The sequence below is a fragment of the Streptomyces sp. NPDC030840 genome, assembly GCF_055572015.1.
In genome coordinates, this window is record NZ_JBVIEE010000004.1 from 460,030 (window position 1) to 475,633 (window position 15,604).

Genomic DNA, 15,604 nt, shown 5'->3' on the forward strand with positions numbered 1-15,604 from the left:
TCGCCGAACGCTGCCTGATGGCTGCCTGAATGGCCGCCTGATCGACATGCGCGTGCCTGACGCGCGTCGCCGACGCGCCACACCTGACGTCAGCCACGCTAATAGTGATCCAGGTCACTTCGGCATGGGGCGGAAGGTCAATTCCGGTGAATTGTGGGTGAGTTGATCAAGTTGGGTTCACTCATCCGGGTGTATCGGATTGTTTACGCGCCGTCGAGGCCCCGCTCTATGGCATAGCGGACCAGCTCCACGCGGTTGTGCAACTGCAGCTTGCCGAGGGTGTTCTGCACATGGTTCTGGACGGTGCGGTGCGAGATGACCAGGCGTTCCGCGATCTGCTTGTAGCTCAGGCCCTTGGCGACCAGCCTGAGCACCTCGGTCTCGCGGTCGGTGAGCTGCGGCGCCCTGGGCCTGTCGGCTTCCGCCCCGGCGGACAGGGCGGGGTCCGGTTCGGAGGCGAGGCGGCGGTACTCGCCGAGGACCAGGCCCGCGAGCCCCGGCGTGAACACGGGGTCACCGACGGCCGTGCGGCGCACGGCGTCGATCAGCTCCTCGGTGGAGGCCGACTTGAGGAGGTAGCCGGTCGCCCCGGACTTCACGGCCTCCAGCACGTCCGCGTGCTCACCACTGGCCGAGAGGACGAGGACCCGCAGCGCCGGGTTCGCGCCCACGAGTTCCTTGCACACCTGCACCCCGGGCTTGGCCGGCAGGTTCAGGTCCAGCACGAGGACGTCGGGCGCGGCGGCCTGGGCGCGGCGAACCGCCTGCTCACCATCGCCGGCCGTGGCGACCACGTCGAAGCCCGACTCGGTCAGGTCGCGGGCGACGGCATCGCGCCACATGGGGTGGTCGTCGACCACCATGACCTTGATGGGGTCCCGCTGGGACCGTTCCCCGGACGCCCCGGAGGTCCCGGCCATCCGTGCGTCCCTGCTCTCCGTGTCCCTGCTCTCCGTCACCGCTTCTCCGCCTTCCCCCGTGCGTCCTTCGTGTGCTTCGTGTCTTTCCGGCCCTGCGGGTCCTTGGGGACCTTCAGTTCCACCTCCGTGCCCTGTCCCGGGACCGAGATCAGGTCGGCCGTTCCGCCGATGTCGCGCAGCCGGCCCCTGATGGACAGGGCCACCCCGAGCCGTCCCTCTCCCTCGGCCTGGGCGAGCCGCCCCTCCGGGATGCCCGGGCCGTCGTCCCGTACGGTCACGATCACCTCGTCCGGCTCGTCCTCCACAAGGATCCAGGCACTGGCGCTGTCCCCGGCGTGCTTGCGGACATTGTCCAGGGCCGCGCCGACGGCCGCGGCCAGCTCGCGCGCGGTGAGCGGGGCGAGGCACACCGGGGCCCCCGGTTCGGAGAGGGTGACCCTGGAGCCGGCGTAGGGGGCGAGGAGCGCGCGCAGGTCGACCGGATGCGTCTGCCCGTCCGGCGCGTTCGGGTCGTCCGGACTGTCCGGCTCCTCCACCACCCGTACGACCGCTCCCTGGGCCGCGTCCTCCGAGACGCGCGAGACCGGGACGAGCCCGCCGGACACCAGGGTGCGCAGGGCGACCTCCTGCTCGCCCGCCAGCCGGCCCAGCTCCGCGGCCTCACCGCCGAGCGCGGTGCCGCGCCGCTGCACCATGGCGAGGACCTGGAGCACGCTGTCGTGGATGTCCCGGGCCAGCCGCTCCCGCTCACGGGTCGCGGCCTCGATCTCCAGGGCACGGGCGAGGGTGCGCTCGGAGGCGCGGGCGACCTCGACGACGTAACCGATGGCGATGGAGGCGACCCAGACGAGCACCACGTTGTGGATGGTGTCGCGGGTGGGGGCGCCGCGCTGGATGATGTTGGCGGCGGCCACGAGTGTGGAGGCGAAGGCCGCCCAGCGCCAGCCGCCCTTGACCGCGAAGGCCAGGACGGCGCCCGCGGTCCATATCGACGGCAGGGTGGGGCCGCCGGCCTCGATCCGCTCAGGTGCGTCGGCGACGCGGGTGAGCAGGATGCCGACGAGCGCGATGGTGAGGTCGACGGCGAGGAACCACTTGGTGCAGTTGGCCGCGTTCGCGACCTTGGGGAGGGTGGCCAGCGTCCACACGACGAGCACCGCGTAGTAGGCGACGGCCACCCAGGGGCGCTCGAACTTGTCGTGCGCGCTGACGTAGAGACCGATCGCGTACAGCATCGTCAGGATGCGGTAGCCGGTCAGGGCACGCCACAGCGGCTGCTCGACCGACATCCTCATGACTCTCTCGCGCCCGGGCATGTCCCCCCTCTTTCCGGTTGTCCGCCTCCGGGACGCTCACGCCCCTCGGCTCACTCGCCCACCCCACCCCCGGCGCGAGCGTCTGTCCAGGAGTCGGACTGCTCTAGGAGTCGGACCGCTGCTCCCGCCGCGCCTGCTCCTGCTCCTGCTCTCGCTCCTGCTGCGCCTGTTCCCTCTCGGCCCGTTCCTTCTCGGCCGTTTCCTTCTCGGACCGTTCCTTCTCCGCCTGGTCCTTCTCGGCCTTGGCCAGCGCCGCCTTCGCCGCCCTGTCCGCCTTGCCGGCTACCTTGCCGGCCTGCTTCTCCGCCTTCGCCGCCTCCGCGATCTGCCGCTTGGCGGCGGTCGCGTAGATGTCGACGTACTCCTGGCCGGAGAGCTTCATGATTTCGTACATGACCTCGTCGGTCACCGCGCGGAGCACGAAACGGTCGTGCTCCATGCCCTGGTACCGGCGGAAGTCCAGCGGCTTGCCGATGCGGATGCCCGGCCGCATCAGCTTGGGCATGACCTTTCCCGGCGGCTGGATCTTCTCCGTGTCGATCATCGCGACCGGGATGACCGGCGCTCCGGTGGCGAGGGCCACGCGCGCGAGGCCGCCGGGCTTGCCCCGGTAGAGGCGGCCGTCGGGCGAGCGGGTGCCCTCCGGGTAGATACCGAACAGCTCGCCGCGTTCGAGGACCTCGATACCGCTCCTGATCGCCGCCTCACCCGCGCCGCGCGCGCCGGAGCGGTCCACCGGGAGCTGGCCCACGCCCTTGAAGAAGGCGGCGGTCAGGCGGCCCTTCACACCGGGCGTGGTGAAGTACTCCGCCTTCGCGATGAAGGTGACCTTGCGGTCGAGGACCGCGGGCAGGAAGAACGAGTCCGAGAAGGACAGGTGGTTGCTCGCCAGGATCGCGGGGCCCTCTGCCGGAACGTTCTCCAGGCCTTCCACCCAGGGCCTGAAGGCGACCTTCAGCGGTCCCCCAACAGCGACCTTCATCGCGCCGTACAACAACCGATTGCCTCCTGTATCTGTAGATCAGACTTTAACCCGGAGCACCGTCAAAGGCCCCTGCGGGCCCTGCGGGCGGCGGCCCCGGGATGGTTCCGCCGGGCGTCGCGCGGGGACGGTGGGCATACGGGCCGAGTGGCCGAAGGGCCTGGTCGGTGTCAGTGCCGTCGCGTACGGTGAAGTACACCTCGAAGCCCGCCAGCCTCAGACGTGAGGCCCGTGAGACCTCTTGGTGTTCCTTTCTTGCCGTCCTTGCCGTTGTTGTCGCCCTTGCCGTCCTTGTCGTCCTTGTCGTTGATTTCGTTCTCTTCGTCGATCCCGGTCCTTACCTCACCGAACAGGAGACCGACGTGCCGGTCCTTCCTGGAGCCGAGCCCTACCGCCACGAGGGCGGGGAGGTCGGCGTCCTCCTCTGCCACGGCTTCACCGGTTCCCCGCAGTCCCTGCGCCCCTGGGCCGAGTACCTCGCCGAGCGTGGTCTGACCGTCGCCCTGCCACTCCTGCCCGGCCACGGCACGCGCTGGGAGGACATGCAGCTCACCGGCTGGCAGGACTGGTACGCGGAGGTGGACCGGGAGCTGCGCGCTCTGCGCGAGCGCTGCGCACAGGTGTTCGTGTTCGGCCTGTCCATGGGCGGCGCGCTGACCCTCCGGCTGGCCGCCAAGCACGGAGACGGCATCTCCGGCATCGTGGTCGTCAACCCGGCGAACAAGGTGCACGGCCTGTCCGCGTACGCCCTTCCCGTGCTCCGTCACCTCGTGCGGACGACGCAGGGCCTGACCAGCGACATCAAGAAGGAGGGCGGCGTCGAGGTCGGCTACGACCGGGTCCCGCTCCACGCGGCGCACTCCCTGCGGAACTTCTTCCGGATCGTCGACGGCGAGCTCCCCCAGGTGACCCAGCCGATGCTGCTGCTGCGCAGCCCCGAGGACCACGTGGTGCCGCCGGCCGACTCCGCGCGCATCCTCAGCCGGGTGTCGTCCACGGATGTCACGGAGATCCTGCTGGAACAGAGCTATCACGTGGCGACGTTGGACAATGACGCGGAGCGGATCTTCGAGGAGAGCTACGCGTTCATCGCCCGGCTCGCGTCCGGCACCGGCGAGGACACGACCGGTGCGGGACAGGTGGGCACACAGGAAGGGACGGCCACTGGTGGCTGAGCACGACTCCGAGCGCGAGCCGGAGGAGAAGGGCGCGCCCCCCGGCGAGTCGGGCGAGGAGCAGCACGTGCCGTTCGACGAGGACGCCGCGTGGCGGGCGATCGTCGCCGGGTACGGCGAGGAGCCCCCGGACCCGCCCGGTGCCCGGCCGTTCCGCTCGGTGGAGGACCTGGCGCTGCTGGAGTCCGAGCCGGACGACACCCCGGACGACACCCCGGACGACACCACGGACGGCTCCACGGGCGAGTCGGCCCGCAAGCCTCCCGAGAAGCCGTCCGGCACCTCGTCCGACGTGAGCTCGGACAAGGGCTTGAACAAGGGCTCCGGCAAGCCGGCGGACGAGTCCACCGACGAGGCCGGGCCCTCGGCCACCAAGCCGCTGGGCAGTTCCATCGCCTTCGCGCCCGGTGTCGGCGGCGGACCGCGCGACTACCGGGCGCCGGAGCCGAGCGAGGACGACTTCGGTGAGGACGACGAGGGCCACTTCGTGCCGCCCGAGCCGCCCCCGCTGCCCGCGGCCGACACGACGGCCAAGTTCGCCTGGCTCGCGGTGATCGGCGGACCCGTCCTGCTTCTGCTCGCCGTCCTGCTCGGCTGGGACATGACCTGGTGGCTGGCCACCCTCGGTATCGGCGGCTTCCTCGGCGGCTTCGCCACGCTGGTGATGCGCATGAAGGGCGACGACGAGGACGACGACGATCCGGGGCGCGGCGCGGTCGTCTGAGCCCCGGGCCGGGGACGACTAGCTCGCGGGCACTCGGAGGGCGGCCAGGACCGGCAGGTGGTCCGTGGCCGCCCTCAGGTCGCTCTCCGTGACTCCGGGATGGCCGACGGGTACTCCGCAGCCCAGCACCCCGATGCCGTGCGTGGCGAGGATCGCGTCGATGCGCTGGTGCGGGTCGGTGGGGGTGAAGGTGTACTCGGCGCCCCAGGGGGCGACGGACCAGCAGTCCTGGAGGCCGGCGGTGAGGCGGCGGAACGTGCGGCCGCTCGGGCGTTCGTTCAGGTCGCCGCCCGCGACGGCGTGCTCCACCCCCATCCCGGCGAGCCGGTCCAGGAGCATGCCGCCCTGCTCGTACCGCTCGTCCTTCCGCAGACTCAGGTGACAGCTGAGGACGCCGAGCCGGGCGTCCCCGAACCGTACGACCGCCGTCGCGAAGCCGCGCCGGTGCAGGCCGGGGGTGAGGGGAAGGAGTACGTCCTCGGTGCGTTCGACCGTCGCCCGCAGGGAGCACAGCAGTGCGGGGCCGGAGGCGGTGGCGCCGCCCGTGAGGGTGACGAGGCCCGAGGCCGCGGCCAGCCGTGCGAGTTTCTTGCGCCAGCGGAAGAAGCGGGGGGCTTCCTGGAGGAGGACCAGGTCGGGGGCGCAGGCGGTGATCACTCGGGCGAGGGCGGCGGTGTCGTCGCGCATCGAGCGGATGTTGTAGCTGAGGACGCGGATGACGGCGGAACCGTCGGGCTCAGTGCCGGAGTTGGGTAGCGGTGGGGGCGACGTCGGCATGCAGATCAATGTACGTCGGACCTGGGGTGGGAGCGCCTGCCAGCTCGGGATGATGTGTCCGTTCGCGGCTGCACGTCCGTCGTGGTTGTTCGCGCAGTTCCCCGCGCCCCTGACGGGGCGCCGGGAACCCCACGTGCCTCATGACCCCTCACATGGTCGGGTCCGGCTGGCGGGCCAGGTCCGCCGCGCCCACCAGGCCCGCTTCGTTGCCGAGCCGGGCGGCGATCACGTCGGCCACCGGGCGCCAGTTGCCGCCCACGAGCCACCGCTTGTAGGACTTGCGGATCGGGTCGAGGACCAGCTCGCCCTCGTCCGAGAGGCCGCCGCCCACGATGAAGGCGGACGGGTCGAAGAGGGAGGCCAGGTCCGCGAGGCCGGCGCCGGCCCAGCGGGCCAGCTCACGGTAGGAGTCGACGGCCACCGGGTCGCCCTGGCGGGCCGCCATGGAGATGTGCTTGCCCTCGATGCCCTCGGGGGTGCCGTCGCCGAGGCTGAGCAGGATCTCGGCGTTCTCGGGGGTCGCGTTGGCGCGCTGCTTGGCGTAGCGGACGAGGGCGCGCCCCGACGCGTACTGCTCCCAGCAGCCCTGGGAGCCGCAGCCGCACAGCAGGCCGTCCGGGACCATGCGGATGTGGCCGAACTCGGCGGCCACGCCGAAGTGCCCGCGGCGCAGCTTGTTGCCGATGATGATGCCGCCGCCGAGGCCGGTGCCGAGCGTGATGCAGATGACGTTGCGGTGGCCCTTGCCGGCGCCGAACTTGTACTCGCCCCACGCCGCCGCGTTCGCGTCGTTCTCCACGACGACCGGCAGGTGGACGCGTGCCTCGACCTTCTCCTTCAGTGGCTCCTGACGCCAGTCGATGTTGGGAGCGAAGTAGACCGTGGAGCGCTGGCGGTTGACGTATCCGGCGGCACCGATGCCCACGCCGACGATCTCGTGTCCGGCACGGGCGCCCTCGACGGCGGCGGCGATGGCGTCCACGATGGCCTCGGGCGTGCCCGGAGTCGGCACCTTGTGGGTCGAGAGGATGCTGCCTTCCTCGTCGACCACACCGGCCGCGATCTTCGTGCCGCCGATGTCGACGCCGATGGTGAGTCCCATGAATCCCTCAGTTTCGGTCGAGCCCCGCTACGGCCAACCGTACCCGAGGCCCTGCCGTCAGGCTCTCGTCGTCCGTGGGGCGGACGGGAACCGGGCAGCAGGGCCTCGACGAGGGGACACGTCAGTCCCCGTTGACGCGTCAGTCCAGGTCGATGCGTTCGCCGGGCCCGGGGTCCTCGCCCTTGTCCCGGCGGCCCGGTTCACGGCTGGTCCAGCGCCGCTCCTGGCCCTCCACCGCGGAGCGGTACGCGGCGAGCAGCTCGGAGCCGGCGGCGGCCAGGTGGTCGAAGACGTCGGGGTTGCGTTCGATGACGGGTTCGACGGCGGCCTTGGCCTGCCGGACGGCCTGGTTCAGCATCTGCTGGGCCGTGCCGGAGGCGACCACGCCGAACAGCGGTGACTGGATGCCGGACAGCTTGTCGGCGACGGCGTCGACCAGCTTGCGCAGCTCCTCGGCGGCCGAGCCCGGGGGCGGCCCGTACTGGGCGCGGCGCCGGGCCTTCTCCGCGGCGAGGTCCTCCTCGCACGCCGTCGCCCAGGCATCCGGGTCCGTGACGTGCACGTCCTCGACCGCCTCGTCCTGAGCCTTCTGACGAGCGGCGTCGGACGTGGGGCGCTCTTCGCTCATGGCGGACTCCTGCCTACGGTTCGTACCTTCGACGTTACCCGAACGGCGGTACGGCGTTCACCGTTCCCCGGGCCACAGCTCCGGGTCGGGAGCGAACCGGATCCCGAGATCGCCCTCGCGCAGGGACGCGCCGTCCACGGTGCAGCGGCGCAGGGCCGACGGGAGCTGGATGATCCGGCGGAACTGCCCGGCCGTGACGACGAGTTCGTCGCCCCGGCGGATGAGGTCCAGTTCCTCGCGTATCGCGCCGGGCAGCGGGATGTGCCAGACGAAGACCCTGCCGCCGTCGTCGGCGGGCCGTCCGGTGACGGGCCACTCGACCGGGGAGGGGTCCGGGTTGACGCCGGGCACGTCGAGCGCGGCCAGGTCGTCGGCGCCGCGGGGGTCGCTGCCGAGGTGGGCGACCTCGTGGACGCCCTGCCGGCCGCCGTACGCGTCCCGCCAGTCCTCCAGGGCCTTGCGCTGCTGCGCGATGAGGCCGACGAGCCAGGTGTCGTGCGTGGTGTGGGGCAGGACGCGGTTGGCGACGAGCGCGTCGACGCGCAGGCCGCGCAGGGCGAGGCCGACGGTGGCGGTGCGCACGTGGTCGGTGCCGCTGGGTCCCGGTTCGGCGACCAGGATCGCGGTCGTGGACCGCTCCTCGAGGACCGACTGCACGGCGGCCAGCTCGATGTCCCAGCGGGCGGCCGTGTCGTAGAGCCACTCCGCCGGCATCGGCACGCCGGCGAGGCGGCCGAGCACGGGACGCAGGGCGCGGGCCGCCTGGCGCTCCGGGGGCAGCAGGCGGCGCAGGTAGCGGCGGAGTTCCTCGGGGAGGCCGAGCATCGCGAGTGCCTGCGGGCTCGGGGGCAGGTCGACGACGAGCAGGTCGTACGCCTCGGAGAACACCGCGTCGCGCAGGGCGCGCAGGAGGGCGAGCTCCTCGGCTCCGGGCAGCGGGGTGAGTTCCTCGGCGTCGAGACGGGAGGCGCCGAGGAGGTCCAGGACGGAGGTGGCCCGCTCCTGGAAGGCGACCAGGTCCTCGCGGAAGTCCTCCGCCGCGTCCGGGCGCCACACGGTGAGCCGGGGGGCCGCCTGCACCGGGTCGGCGCCCGTGGGGACGCCGAGTATCGCGCCGAGGGTGTCGGTGCGGTCGGCGCTGAGGACGAGGGTGCGGGTGCCCTCGCGGGCGGCGTTCAGGGCGGTGGCCGCGGCGATGGTGGTGCGACCGGTGCCGCCCTGGCCGGTGATCAGGATGGTGCGCATAGAGGTGCACCGTACCCTCCAGGGAGGGGCTGGGTGCGTCTCGTCTGCCGGGTTCCTGTCCGTGTGCGGCTACGGGTCTCGTTGTGGCTTGTCGCGCCCCCGCGGCGGAGCCGCATATCGATACAGCCCCGCGCCCCTTTCAGGGGCGCGCCCGCGGCGGAGCCGCATGTCGATACAGCCCCGCGGCCCTGTCGGGGCTACGCCCCTGACTCCACCCTCTTCTTCAGGCCCGCCAGCGCCCGGTCGATGATGACCTTCTCCGCCTTGCGCTTGATCATGCCGAGCATGGGGATCTTCACGTCGACCGTGAGCTGGTAGGTCACCTCGGTCGCGCCGGCGCCCGCCGGCTTGAGGATGTAGGAGCCGTCGAGGGAGCGGAGCATCTGGGACTTGACCAGGGTCCAGGAGACCTCGTGGTCGCCGGTCCAGGTGTAGCCGAGGACCTGGTCGTCCTTGATCGCGCCCGCGTCCATGACGAGACGGACCTGCTCGGCGCGGCCCTGGTCGTCGGTCTTGAGGACCTCCGCCTCCTTCACCTCGCCCGTCCAGTCCGGGTAGCGGACGAAGTCGGCGATCACGCCCATGACGTCGGCCGGTGCCGCCTCGATCGTGATGCTCGAACTGGTGTGTTCCGCCATCGCCGTGGCTCCTCCAGATGCGGTCCGGTGAGGGAGGGTGGTATGCACGCCTGTGCAGCGTCAGGGCCTGTGGCGTCGGGGCGCAGGCGGGGAACTCAGCACAGGCCCTAAGGCTACCGCGCGACCGCCTGGGCATCGTCACCCGACCTGGGGTTCACCACTGAAGCACCCACGGCTTCCCGCTTCCGGCGAAGTGGCCGACGTTCACGCACTCGGTCGCTCCGATCCGCATCCGCCGCACCAGGGGCTGGTGGACGTGGCCGAAGAGCGAGTAGCGGGGGCGGGTGCGCCGGATCGCGTCCAGCAGGGCCCGACTGCCCCTCTCGAAGCGGCGCGCCACCGTGTCGTACACCAGTTCCGGCACTTCCGGCGGGATGTGGGTGCACAGGACGTCCACCTCCCCGACGGCCTCGATCTTCGCCGCGTACTCCTCGTCGCTGATCTCGTACGGCGTGCGCATCGGAGTCCTCAGCCCTCCCCCCACGAATCCGAAGACCCACCCTCCGATCTCCACGCGCTCGCCGTCCAGGACCGTCGTGCCCGGTCCGGCGTACTCCGGCCACAGGGCCGGCATGTCGACATTGCCGTAGGTGGCGTACGTCGGGGCGGGGAACGCGGCGAAGAGCTCGGCGTACTGCTTGCGTACCGCCTTCTCGATCACGGCGGCCCGGTCCGAGCCGATCCCGGCCCACAGGCGGGCACCGAGCGCGCGGGCCTCCTCGAAGCGGCGGGCGGTGCGCAGCTCGACGATCCGGTCGGCGTTCTCGACGCCGAACAGGTCGGGGAAGATGCCGCGCGAGTGGTCGGCGTAGTCGAGAAAGAGCACCAGGTCACCGAGACAGACCAGGGCGTCGGCTCCCTCACCCGCTCGGGCCAGGTCGCGTGCGTTGCCGTGCACGTCGCTGACCACATGGATGCGCGTCCTGCTGTTTCCGACCGGTGTAGGCGCCATGGTGATCAAGCGTACGGCCGTGGCGCAAACGTGAACAGAGGTGGCCGGACCTGTGGTTACTGGCCAGTTGCGAATTCCGTGGACTACTGTGCGCCAAGGAAAGCCCAGGACATGTGACGGAGAAAACATCTCGTCCGGCCCTCTGTCGTAGGAGGCATACCGGCGGGTAACGTCCGGGCAGTCCAGTTGTGCTCAGGATTTCAACAAGTGAATCTGAGAGAGCACCTGCCCGAGTCCTGGACCGACCTTCGCACCACACGGAGTCGGGCGCCGGCGCCCTATGAGGAGCAGCAGTCTTGCGCGAGTTCAGCCTTCCGGCTTTGTACGAGGTCCCCACGGACGGCAATCTCACCGACATCGTCCGGAGAAACGCCGCGCAGCAGCCCGAGGTCGCCGTGATCGCCCGCAAGGTGGGAGGCGCCTGGCAGGACGTCACCGCCGCCACCTTCCTGGCCGAGGTGCGGGCCGCCGCGAAGGGGCTCATCGCCTCGGGTGTGCAGCCGGGCGACCGGGTCGGGCTGATGTCCCGAACCCGCTACGAGTGGACCCTGTTCGACTTCGCGATCTGGTCCGCGGGCGCGATCACCGTGCCCGTGTACGAGACCAGCTCGCCGGAGCAGGTGCAGTGGATCCTCAGCGACTCGGGCGCGACCGCCTGCGTCGTGGAGCTGGACAGCCACGCCGCTGCCGTCGAGTCCGTACGCGACCGGCTGCCGGCCCTCAAGCACGTCTGGCAGATCGAGGCGGGGGCCGTCGAGGAACTGGGCCGCCTGGGCCGTGACGTGACCGACCAGACGGTCGAGGAGCGCAGCTCGCTGGCCAAGGCCGACGACCCGGCGACGATCGTCTACACCTCGGGCACGACCGGCCGCCCGAAGGGCTGCGTGCTCACCCACCGGAGTTTCTTCGCCGAGTGCGGGAACATCGTGGAGCGGCTGCGTCCGCTGTTCCGTACCGGTGAGTGCTCGGTGCTCCTCTTCCTGCCGCTCGCGCACGTCTTCGGACGTCTGGTGCAGGTCGCGCCGATGATGGCGCCGATCAAGCTGGGCACCGTCCCGGACATCAAGAACCTCACCGACGAGCTGGCCTCGTTCCGGCCCACGCTGATCCTGGGTGTGCCGCGCGTCTTCGAGAAGGTCTACAACTCGGCGCGCGCCAAGGCGCAGGCCGACGGCAAGGGCAGGATCTTCGACAAGGCGGCGGACGCGGCCATCGCGTACAGCAAGGCCCTGGACACCCCGTCCGGTCCGTCGCTCGGGCTGAAGATCAAGCACAAGGTGTTCGACGCGCTCGTCTACAGCAAGTTGCGGGCCGTACTCGGCGGCAAGGGCGAGTACGCCATCTCCGGCGGCGCGCCGCTGGGTGAGCGCCTCGGTCACTTCTTCCGCGGGATCGGCTTCACGGTGCTGGAGGGCTACGGCCTGACCGAGTCCTGTGCGGCGACCGCCTTCAACCCCTGGGACCGGCAGAAGATCGGCACGGTCGGCCAGCCGCTGCCGGGTTCGGTGGTCCGCATCGCCGACGACGGCGAGGTGCTGCTGCACGGCGAGCACCTGTTCAAGGAGTACTGGAACAACCCGGGCGCGACCGAGGAGGCGCTGGCCGACGGCTGGTTCCACACCGGTGACATCGGCACCCTCGACGAGGACGGCTACCTCAGGATCACCGGCCGCAAGAAGGAGATCATCGTCACCGCGGGCGGCAAGAACGTCGCCCCGGCCGTGATCGAGGACCGCATCCGCGCGCACGCGCTGGTCGCGGAGTGCATGGTGGTGGGCGACGGGCGGCCGTTCGTGGGCGCGCTGGTCACCATCGACGAGGAGTTCCTGGGCCGCTGGGCAACCGAGCACGGCAAGCCGGCGGGCTCCACCGCGGCGTCGCTGGCCGGGGACGCGGACCTGAACGCGGCGATCCAGGCCGCGATCGACGACGGCAACGCCGCGGTGTCGAAGGCGGAATCGGTGCGGAAGTTCCGCATTCTGTCCTCCCAGTTCACCGAGGACTCGGGCCACCTCACGCCGTCGCTGAAGCTCAAGCGCAACGTGGTGGCGAAGGATTTCTCGGACGAGATCGAGGCGATCTACCAGGGCTGAGTGCCCGTCCCGGTTCGGCTCCTCATGGCGCGGTGTCCTCGGCCAGGACCCGCGCCATCGTCCGTTCCGCGAGCGCGGTGATCGTCACGAACGGGTTGACCCCGATCGACCCGGGCACCAGCGAGCCGTCCGTGACGTACAGCTTGGAATACCCCTTCACCCGCCCGTAGTTGTCGGTCGCCTTCCCCAGCACGCAGCCGCCGAGCGGGTGGTACGTGAAGTCGTCGGCGAAGACCTTGCTGGACGAGCCGAACAGGTCGTAGCGGTAGATCGTGGAGTTGGCCGAATTGATCCGGTCGAACAGCTTCTTGGCCATGGAGACAGACACCGCGCTCTGGGTGGCGCTCCAGCCGAGCTTCGCCGAGTCGGTCGCGGAGTCGTACGTGAACGAGGCGCGCTCGGGGTTCTTGGTGATCGCCAGGTAGAGGCTGACCCAGTGCTCCAGGCCCGTGGGCAGCGGGGCGATCTCGGCGAAGACCGGGTTGGCGGTGTTGCTCCAGTCGTCGATGCCCATGACGGGCATGGTGGACTGGTTCGCTCCTACGGTGTCCCAGAGGTGGTTGGCGCGGCCGAGCATCACGTTGCCGTTCGGGCCCCAGCCGCCGCCGACGCTCGCGTTCAGGGCGGGCAGGGTGCCCTTCTCCCTTGCCCTGACGAGGAGTTCGGTGGTGCCGACGCTGCCGGCGCCGAGGAAGAGGTAGGTGCAGCCGTACTCCTTGGTCTCGACGACCTTGCCCGTGTCGTCGATGCGGTCGACGGTCAGGACGTACGTCCCGTCACCGGCTCTTCGTATCCCCCGGGCCCGCTCCATGGTGTGGATCGTGACGTTGCCGGTGCCGAGCGCCGAGGCGAGGTAGGTCTTGTCGAGGCTGCGCTTGCCGTGGTTGTTGCCGTAGATGACCTCGGCCCCGAGGGCGGACTTCGTGGCGGTGCCGGCGGCCTCGCGCTGCATGTAGGCGAAGTCGTAGACGCTCGGGACGAAGGTGGTCTTCAGGCCGGCGTTCTGGGCGTGCTTGCGGGAGATCCGGGTGAAGCGATACCACTCCGTGGACTCGAACCAGGTGGGGTCGATCGTGTTGACGCCGAGCATGGAGCGGGCGCGCGGGAAGTAGGTGCCGTACATCTCGGCGGTGTCGACGGTGGGGAACTGCTCGGCGAAGTACGACTTCAGGGGCGTGACGGCCATGCTGCCGTTGACCAGCGAGCCGCCTCCGACGCCGCGTCCCACGTAGACGGACATGTCGGCGAAGCGGACGCGGTCCAGGACGCCGGGGTAGGGGCTGATGTCGCGGTTGACGATGTCCAGCCACAGGAAGGTGGCCAGCGGCGCCTCGGTGCGGGTCCGGAACCACATGGATCTCTTGTCGGGCGCGTTGGTGGGGCAGAACACCTTCCCGTCGGGGCCAGCGGTGTCCCACAGCCGGCCCATCTCGATGACGAGGGTGCGGATGCCGGCCTGGCCGAGACGCAGGGCGGCCACGGCTGCGCCGTAGCCGGAACCGACCACGATGGCAGGTGAGTTGTCGGCGGCCTCGGGCTCCACGGCGTGCGCGGACTGCAGGGAGACCCGGGTGAGACCGAGCGCCGCGGCCGACTGCAGGGCGGCGAGACCGAGAACGCGGCGGCGTGAGAGGACAGGGCGCGAGAGGTGACGATGCGTCAAATTCTCTGTCATGCGCACAGAATGCGCGGGCGCCCGTATGATTACCAGAGATGCTCGATATCCCTTTTGCCCCTTCTGGATCGTCTAGACCTTCGGGACCTTCTGGCCCTGTTGTCGGCTTCCGTCGCTACAGCAACTGCTTCAACTTCTCCGCCAGCAGGTCCCACCGCCACTTCTCCTCGACCCACTCCCGGCCCCGCTCCCCCATGCGGCGCCGCAACTCCGGGTCGTCGAGGAGCGTGAGCACGCGGTCGGCCGCCTCCTCGGGGGAGCCGCCGCGGACGACCCAGCCGGTCTCGCCGTCGAGGACCGCGTCGGGGGCGCCGCCGGAGTCACCCGCGACGACCGGCAGCCCGGTCGCGGACGCCTCCAGGTAGACGATGCCGAGGCCCTCCACGTCCAGCCCGCCCCGGCGCGTACGGCAGGGCATGGCGAAGACGTCTCCGGCTCCGTAGTGGGCGGGCAGCTCGGCCCAGGGCACGGCCCCGGTGAAGCGGACGGAGCCGGCGACCCCGCTCTCGTGGGCGAGCCTGCGCAGGTCCTTCTCGTACGGGCCGCCGCCGACGATCAGCAGCACGGCCTCCGGCTGCCGGGCGAGGACGCGGGGCATGGCCCGGATCAGCGTGTCCTGCCCCTTGCGCCGGACCAGCCGGGAGACGCAGACCACGACCGGGCGGTCGGTCAGCCCGAGGCGGGCGCGGACCTCGTCGCCGCCCGAGCCGGGGTGGAAGGTCTTCTCGTCGACGCCGGGCGGGAGCTGCACCATGCGCCCGGCCGCCGCCGGGGTCAGCGCGGTCGCGATCCGGGAGCGCGTGTACTCGCCGAGGTACGTGATCGTGTCCGTGGACTCCCCGATCCGGCGCAGCAACTGCCGGGCGGCGGGCAGCTGTGCCCACCCCGCCTCGTGGCCGTGGGTGGTGGCCACCAGCCGCTCGGCGCCCGCCCTGCGCAGCGCGGGCGCCATCAGGCCGAGAGGAGCGGCGGCCCCGAACCACACCGACGTACAGCCGTGCTCCCGCAGCAGCGACACCGCGCGCCGCGTGGCGTCCGGCGTCGGCAGCAGCATCGTCGTCCGGTCGCGTACGACGGTGAAGGGCTGCTCGGCGTCGAAGGCCGCCGTCGCCTCGACACCCTCCCGGCTCCGCTTCCACGTGGACGCGTAGACGACCAGCCGCTCGGGGTCCAGCCGCAGCGCCATGTTGTGCAGGAAGGCCTGGATGCCGCCGGGCCGGGGCGGGAAGTCGTTCGTCACGATCAGGGTCTTGTGCATCTCGCCGCCGACCCTACCGGGCGGGCCCCGGCTCCCCCACCGGGCCCGACCGGGTTCCCCACAGCCCGGCCCGGCCACGCTGCGAGCACTGTCACAGACGGAGGGGGGAGTATGTCCCC

14 protein-coding genes are annotated in these 15,604 nt (G+C 71.0%); 3 read left to right on the top strand and 11 right to left on the bottom strand.

Features of this window, described 5'->3' with window-relative positions:
• Nucleotides 1–203: 203 nt before the first annotated feature.
• The 3 genes from ACZ49J_RS12430 to ACZ49J_RS12440 form a co-directional block, all read right to left on the bottom strand.
• A complete protein-coding gene (locus ACZ49J_RS12430; RefSeq protein ID WP_467451573.1) occupies nt 204–920 on the bottom strand; it encodes a response regulator in 717 nt (238 codons plus the stop codon).
• 35 nt (nt 921–955) lie between these two features.
• A complete protein-coding gene (gene macS / locus ACZ49J_RS12435) occupies nt 956–2,236 on the bottom strand; it encodes a MacS family sensor histidine kinase (protein ID WP_467451476.1) in 1,281 nt (426 codons plus the stop codon).
• Between the two features lie 103 nt (nt 2,237–2,339).
• On the bottom strand, nt 2,340–3,218 hold the full coding sequence (locus ACZ49J_RS12440) for a lysophospholipid acyltransferase family protein (RefSeq protein WP_467451477.1): 879 nt from the start codon (nt 3,216–3,218) through the stop codon (nt 2,340–2,342).
• Between the two features lie 362 nt (nt 3,219–3,580).
• Between ACZ49J_RS12440 and ACZ49J_RS12445 the strand changes: the two genes are divergently transcribed.
• Nucleotides 3,581–4,393, top strand: coding sequence for an alpha/beta hydrolase (locus tag ACZ49J_RS12445; protein WP_467451478.1), 813 nt, complete (start codon nt 3,581–3,583; stop codon nt 4,391–4,393).
• The gene (locus ACZ49J_RS12450; RefSeq protein ID WP_467451479.1) at nt 4,386–5,117 is read left to right on the top strand and encodes a hypothetical protein; all 732 of its coding nucleotides are present in this window, start codon (nt 4,386–4,388) and stop codon (nt 5,115–5,117) included. The genes ACZ49J_RS12445 and ACZ49J_RS12450 overlap by 8 nt, the downstream gene beginning before the upstream one ends.
• A gap of 18 nt (nt 5,118–5,135) precedes the next feature.
• On the opposite strand, the gene ACZ49J_RS12455 is transcribed toward ACZ49J_RS12450, so the two are convergent.
• From ACZ49J_RS12455 to ACZ49J_RS12480, 6 genes are all read right to left on the bottom strand, one after another.
• Nucleotides 5,136–5,894, bottom strand: a complete 759-nt coding sequence (locus ACZ49J_RS12455) for an endonuclease/exonuclease/phosphatase family protein (protein WP_467451480.1) — start codon at nt 5,892–5,894, stop codon at nt 5,136–5,138.
• 148 nt (nt 5,895–6,042) lie between these two features.
• Nucleotides 6,043–6,996 (bottom strand): ROK family glucokinase, encoded by a 954-nt coding sequence (locus tag ACZ49J_RS12460; RefSeq protein WP_467451481.1) that lies wholly within the window; start codon nt 6,994–6,996, stop codon nt 6,043–6,045.
• Nucleotides 6,997–7,135: 139 nt separating this feature from the next.
• The gene (locus tag ACZ49J_RS12465; RefSeq protein ID WP_467451482.1) at nt 7,136–7,624 is read right to left on the bottom strand and encodes a DUF5304 domain-containing protein; all 489 of its coding nucleotides are present in this window, start codon (nt 7,622–7,624) and stop codon (nt 7,136–7,138) included.
• Nucleotides 7,625–7,681: 57 nt separating this feature from the next.
• Nucleotides 7,682–8,869, bottom strand: coding sequence for an ArsA family ATPase (locus tag ACZ49J_RS12470; RefSeq protein WP_467451483.1), 1,188 nt, complete (start codon nt 8,867–8,869; stop codon nt 7,682–7,684).
• A gap of 197 nt (nt 8,870–9,066) precedes the next feature.
• The gene (locus ACZ49J_RS12475; RefSeq protein WP_467451484.1) at nt 9,067–9,507 is read right to left on the bottom strand and encodes an SRPBCC family protein; all 441 of its coding nucleotides are present in this window, start codon (nt 9,505–9,507) and stop codon (nt 9,067–9,069) included.
• Between the two features lie 154 nt (nt 9,508–9,661).
• On the bottom strand, nt 9,662–10,417 hold the full coding sequence (locus tag ACZ49J_RS12480; protein WP_467451574.1) for a metallophosphoesterase family protein: 756 nt from the start codon (nt 10,415–10,417) through the stop codon (nt 9,662–9,664).
• A gap of 338 nt (nt 10,418–10,755) precedes the next feature.
• On the opposite strand from ACZ49J_RS12480, the gene ACZ49J_RS12485 reads away from it, so the two are divergent.
• On the top strand, nt 10,756–12,552 hold the full coding sequence (locus tag ACZ49J_RS12485) for an AMP-dependent synthetase/ligase (protein ID WP_467451485.1): 1,797 nt from the start codon (nt 10,756–10,758) through the stop codon (nt 12,550–12,552).
• A gap of 22 nt (nt 12,553–12,574) precedes the next feature.
• Here the strand turns inward: ACZ49J_RS12485 and ACZ49J_RS12490 are convergent, their stop codons facing one another.
• Entirely contained in the window at nt 12,575–14,227 is a 1,653-nt protein-coding gene (locus ACZ49J_RS12490; protein WP_467451486.1) for a GMC oxidoreductase, read from the bottom strand.
• A 115-nt stretch (nt 14,228–14,342) separates the two neighbouring features.
• A complete protein-coding gene (locus ACZ49J_RS12495) occupies nt 14,343–15,485 on the bottom strand; it encodes a glycosyltransferase family 4 protein (RefSeq protein ID WP_467451487.1) in 1,143 nt (380 codons plus the stop codon).
• Between the last annotated feature and the right edge of the window lie 119 nt (nt 15,486–15,604).

Coding starts and splice junctions, on each gene's coding strand:
- ACZ49J_RS12430 (WP_467451573.1), bottom strand. CDS start 920: ATGGCCGGGACCTCCGGGGCGTCCGGGGAACGGTCCCAGCGGGACCCC.
- macS (WP_467451476.1), bottom strand. CDS start 2,236: ATGCCCGGGCGCGAGAGAGTCATGAGGATGTCGGTCGAGCAGCCGCTG.
- ACZ49J_RS12440 (WP_467451477.1), bottom strand. CDS start 3,218: ATGAAGGTCGCTGTTGGGGGACCGCTGAAGGTCGCCTTCAGGCCCTGG.
- ACZ49J_RS12455 (WP_467451480.1), bottom strand. CDS start 5,894: ATGCCGACGTCGCCCCCACCGCTACCCAACTCCGGCACTGAGCCCGAC.
- ACZ49J_RS12460 (WP_467451481.1), bottom strand. CDS start 6,996: ATGGGACTCACCATCGGCGTCGACATCGGCGGCACGAAGATCGCGGCC.
- ACZ49J_RS12465 (WP_467451482.1), bottom strand. CDS start 7,624: ATGAGCGAAGAGCGCCCCACGTCCGACGCCGCTCGTCAGAAGGCTCAG.
- ACZ49J_RS12470 (WP_467451483.1), bottom strand. CDS start 8,869: ATGCGCACCATCCTGATCACCGGCCAGGGCGGCACCGGTCGCACCACC.
- ACZ49J_RS12475 (WP_467451484.1), bottom strand. CDS start 9,507: ATGGCGGAACACACCAGTTCGAGCATCACGATCGAGGCGGCACCGGCC.
- ACZ49J_RS12490 (WP_467451486.1), bottom strand. CDS start 14,227: ATGACAGAGAATTTGACGCATCGTCACCTCTCGCGCCCTGTCCTCTCA.
- ACZ49J_RS12495 (WP_467451487.1), bottom strand. CDS start 15,485: ATGCACAAGACCCTGATCGTGACGAACGACTTCCCGCCCCGGCCCGGC.